Here is a 3,690-nt window from a genome sequence, read left to right as displayed (position 1 = left end):
AATAAGCACACGTTTACCGTGCAATAAGCACACGTTTACCGTGCAATAAAACACTAAAATAAATTTGTGTTTATAAACACTTTATAATATATTGTGTTTAATATTTGTCAGGTATCAAGTATGAGCAATGTCGTTGTGAAACATAATTCACTAATCAATGCTAGTTATGCGCTATCGCTTGTTGAGCAACGTTTAATACTACTGGCTATAGTGGATGCTCGTAATTCTGGCAAAGGTATTAGCGCTGACAACCCGTTAACTATTACTGCCAAGGATTATGGAAGCCAATTTTCAGTGCATAGAAATACGGCCTACCAAGCATTAAAAGATGCCTGTAATAACCTATTTGCGCGGCAATTCACTTTCAGTGAAATAAAAGAAGGCAAGGAACGGATTGTTAAATCTCGTTGGGTTTCACAGATTGCGTATATTGACAGTGTAGCAACCGTCGATCTTATTTTCTCCCCCGCAGTTGTCCCGCTGATAACTGAGCTTGAGCGGCATTTTACCCAATATGAGTTGGAGCAAGTAGCTGGATTAAGCAGCGCCTATGCCGTGCGTTTGTATGAGTTGCTAATAGCATGGCGTAGCACAGGTAAAACCCCCATTTTTGAATTAGAGGAATTTAGAAATAGGCTTGGTGTAATAGATGGTGAATACAAACTGATGCATCAATTCAAACAGCGTGTATTAGACCTAGCTATTACCCAAATCAACAAACACACCGATATCATGGCAAATTACGAGCAACACAAACAAGGCCGAGTGATTACTGGATTTAGCTTTAGCTTTAAATTCAAAAAAGCCCAAAATCCAAAGTTAGGCACCCACGAAACTATTCACCCACTACCCTTACAACCCGCCAAACAACAAGAGGAAAAAGAAAAAGCCGCCGATTTAGCGCATTTACAAAAAATGGCAAAACTGGCAGGCGTACCGCTGGAAGCGATTTTAAAACGCCCGTAAGGCTTAATCGCCCTCCCCCAAAGCTTCGAACCAATGGGGAAGGACTTCACCCTTCAAACTGATTAGGAGTCTGAAAAATGCTTGCACATGATAGCAAGGTTTTTGCTGCAAACTTTACAAAATGGTTATTACTCTGTGCTGCTGCTGGTTTTGGCAGTTTGTTTGCGTATAACGTTCTCTCCCCTATCCATCCCATCCTTGGTCTAGTCGCTGCTGTAGTGGTTATTGGGTTTAATTTTGCCGAAGGTTTTCTCATTCGCTTTGCCATTGCAGGCTGGCGCTTCGGTTTTAATCGCCTCGCCCTCTTCGCCTTTATCGGCGTATTGCTGGTGGCTGTTTATAGCCTGATGGCTGAATCCAGTGTCATTGAAACGATACTAGCTAAGAACCAAGAACTACAGCTTTCGGCTGATCTACAGATGCGTGCTGCCCAAACCCGTATTGAATCCGCCAAAGCGGATACTTTGCGGATCCAAATGGAAGCACGAAAAGAGGATAAATACGGCTATCTCACTTCTTCCACTGTTGCCGGTGCTCAGGCCAATGAATTAAAAATTCAGGCACAAGAGCAAGAAAGAATGGCGGAAATCATGCGGAATAAAAGTGCCGCTTTTACTTCTCCCCTCTTCGATGCGTCTGGCGTTGCTTTTATTATGTCATTGGCGTTGGAAGCTTCGATTATTGGCTTAGCGGCTTTTATTGAATTGTTTTTAATGCCAACTCCCCTCCCCATTTTAATTAAGTTCAACGATAAATTGATAGATTGGGGGATTAATAATTCCCAAGTTCAAAATTTGAATATGGATGCCTCACCGGCTTATGGAACTATTAGCCGCCCTATCGTACCGGTAGGCTTGCCAATATATTGAGGCTCGACCAAATTTATAGGCAGGCACGCTATACTCATATTTAATCTCGTAGGGATATTAAGGTATGATCAGCAAATAAAGGGGATTATGAAAAATCATATGTTGAAGGTAATTTTTTTGTAATTCACTTTTTTCTAAAAAGCATAAATAATCCACCTGTAATCAGAATATAAATAGGCGCTATGATAGCAAAAGCTTGTATTGAGCTTAAGTTATAGTGTTGCTCTAAATAAGATTTAGTAAAAATACCTAATATGGTAATGGGCATTATAATCAATAAATTAGCATGAGGATTCATTGGCTTTCCTTAATAGCGGACTTTAATTTTAATCTTTCAAGAGTCTTTATTATTAATTTTTAACATAGCTATGTAAAATTAAGGCTAACTAAGCTATGGGAACAATATCTATTTTTTTCCAGAGCATACAGTATTTTCACAAAATGCATCTGTTCCAAATGTCAGCCCTAGGCCTGCGGCTATTGCTGCCGCAGGAGCACGAATAGGTACTGTACCAATTGACCCTACAAAACCAACTCCAGCTTTACATCTACCCATACACTCTTCCTTTGTCTCTACATATCCTTTACCACGAATACCGGCAACACATTCAGGTGTTATACATCCGGCAGCATTAGGTGTTAAGGTTCCTTTATAAGGATTTGATGGTGAATCAATATTCATAGTATTACTCAATAATTAATTTTAATTGCGATTAAATAGAATTGACTTCTTGAGTTTAGCTCACAATCCAAGAAGCGTAATATCAATCTGAGCCTTAGAATAGGGTGAAAAATCTGGGAAACCTTGCTCGGGGTCTATTAATTTGGCATATCAAAACCGAAAAAATGGCACAACTTATTAGACTTCCTACGAAAGTCATTTTTTAAGCAGTTCTATGGGTCAAATTTTGGCCATTTTTGGGCAGAAACGCTATATAAGGCAAGCTTTAGCAGAAAAATGAAATTGCTCAATTTTTTGACTTTCGCATAAGATCTATTATCTGGTAAAGCAATCTGGTATGCGGCAATCAAGGCTGGTTAAGCTAAGCGGTTCAAGAGATACATCTACAATATCAGCATCTTTGCTAGCGCCAAGTAGCACAACAATAGAAACTTTTTCATGAAGCTTAAGAACACTCGCTTGTAAGCCGAATATGAATCTCTTGCTTCTTTTTCACTACATAAGAAACTTCATAAATTGCTATGAGTAGTTCAACTATCTAGTCATTGCAAGCTACACGCCAAAGGCGCTGTTTTGCGCCGTAAGGGCTCTTCTGTTTTTTTGTGTGAAATACAAACGCTTTTGCTTTTAAAGATATTTTCAAAAGCTTTTAGCATCGCCAGAACCCTCGCCATAGCTACGTTTCAAAGGCATTAACCCAACATTTATTCCACTAAAGCCAACACAAATTTAAGTTGTTGCCTTTTTCCGCAAAGTCTTTTAATGGTAGCCATTCATGCGGAGGATAGGGGATTATATGCAATTACATCATTATATAATTCAGTAGTTACATAATTACTTCATTCCATCTTGCTTCAATTCCTCAATCGAAGGCAAACCTCGTTGGGAAAAAAGCAAATCAACGCCTTCCAGAATGAGCTTGGTCATGCTGTTACGCTCGTAGAAACTCAACTCTCGTAGCTTGGAATGGGCTACTTCAGGCAAGTGCAAGGAGAATACAACCTTGTCCGGTTTGTCGTTTGACTCCGACGCTGAGGGTTGGGGCATGGTGTTAGAGACTGGTGGTGTAGCCAGTTGTTTAAGTGCGTCCAGCCCTGCGGCTGCTTTTTTCTTGTTACCTGTCATGCGGATAACCTGCTACTTTTCTGTTTGATCCATTGATAGAGTTCCGCC

At 40.0% G+C, this 3,690-nt stretch carries 5 protein-coding genes; 2 read left to right on the top strand and 3 right to left on the bottom strand.

Annotated features, from left to right (window positions below):
* Positions 1 to 120 precede the first annotated feature (120 nt).
* Both repM and A3IE_RS0119160 read left to right on the top strand, forming a co-directional pair.
* Positions 121 to 966, top strand: coding sequence for a replication initiation protein RepM (repM, locus tag A3IE_RS0119165; RefSeq protein WP_020397229.1), 846 nt, complete (start codon positions 121 to 123; stop codon positions 964 to 966).
* Positions 967 to 1,043: 77 nt separating this feature from the next.
* Positions 1,044 to 1,835, top strand: a complete 792-nt coding sequence (locus A3IE_RS0119160; protein ID WP_020397228.1) for a hypothetical protein — start codon at positions 1,044 to 1,046, stop codon at positions 1,833 to 1,835.
* 124 nt (positions 1,836 to 1,959) lie between these two features.
* Here A3IE_RS0119160 and A3IE_RS23020 read toward each other — a convergent pair whose 3' ends face one another.
* The 3 genes from A3IE_RS23020 to A3IE_RS21470 all read right to left on the bottom strand — a co-directional run bounded on the left by A3IE_RS23020 (position 1,960) and on the right by A3IE_RS21470 (position 3,642).
* Entirely contained in the window at positions 1,960 to 2,133 is a 174-nt protein-coding gene (locus A3IE_RS23020) for a hypothetical protein (RefSeq protein WP_020397227.1), read from the bottom strand.
* Positions 2,134 to 2,241: 108 nt separating this feature from the next.
* Positions 2,242 to 2,517, bottom strand: a complete 276-nt coding sequence (locus A3IE_RS21475) for a hypothetical protein (RefSeq protein WP_020397226.1) — start codon at positions 2,515 to 2,517, stop codon at positions 2,242 to 2,244.
* 834 nt (positions 2,518 to 3,351) lie between these two features.
* On the bottom strand, positions 3,352 to 3,642 hold the full coding sequence (locus A3IE_RS21470) for a hypothetical protein (protein ID WP_020397224.1): 291 nt from the start codon (positions 3,640 to 3,642) through the stop codon (positions 3,352 to 3,354).
* Between the last annotated feature and the right edge of the window lie 48 nt (positions 3,643 to 3,690).

The organism is Thiolinea disciformis DSM 14473 (genome assembly GCF_000371925.1).
GTDB classification, from domain to species: domain Bacteria; phylum Pseudomonadota; class Gammaproteobacteria; order Thiotrichales; family Thiotrichaceae; genus Thiolinea; species Thiolinea disciformis.
This window is presented reverse-complemented; position numbering and strand designations above follow the sequence as displayed.

What these genes read in the sequence shown, in the direction of transcription:
- A3IE_RS0119160 (WP_020397228.1), top strand. Translation starts at nt 1,044, where the DNA reads ATGCTTGCACATGATAGCAAGGTTTTTGCTGCAAACTTTACAAAATGG.
- A3IE_RS21470 (WP_020397224.1), bottom strand. Translation starts at nt 3,642, where the DNA reads ATGACAGGTAACAAGAAAAAAGCAGCCGCAGGGCTGGACGCACTTAAA.
- A3IE_RS21475 (WP_020397226.1), bottom strand. Translation starts at nt 2,517, where the DNA reads ATGAATATTGATTCACCATCAAATCCTTATAAAGGAACCTTAACACCT.
- A3IE_RS23020 (WP_020397227.1), bottom strand. Translation starts at nt 2,133, where the DNA reads ATGAATCCTCATGCTAATTTATTGATTATAATGCCCATTACCATATTA.
- repM (WP_020397229.1), top strand. Translation starts at nt 121, where the DNA reads ATGAGCAATGTCGTTGTGAAACATAATTCACTAATCAATGCTAGTTAT.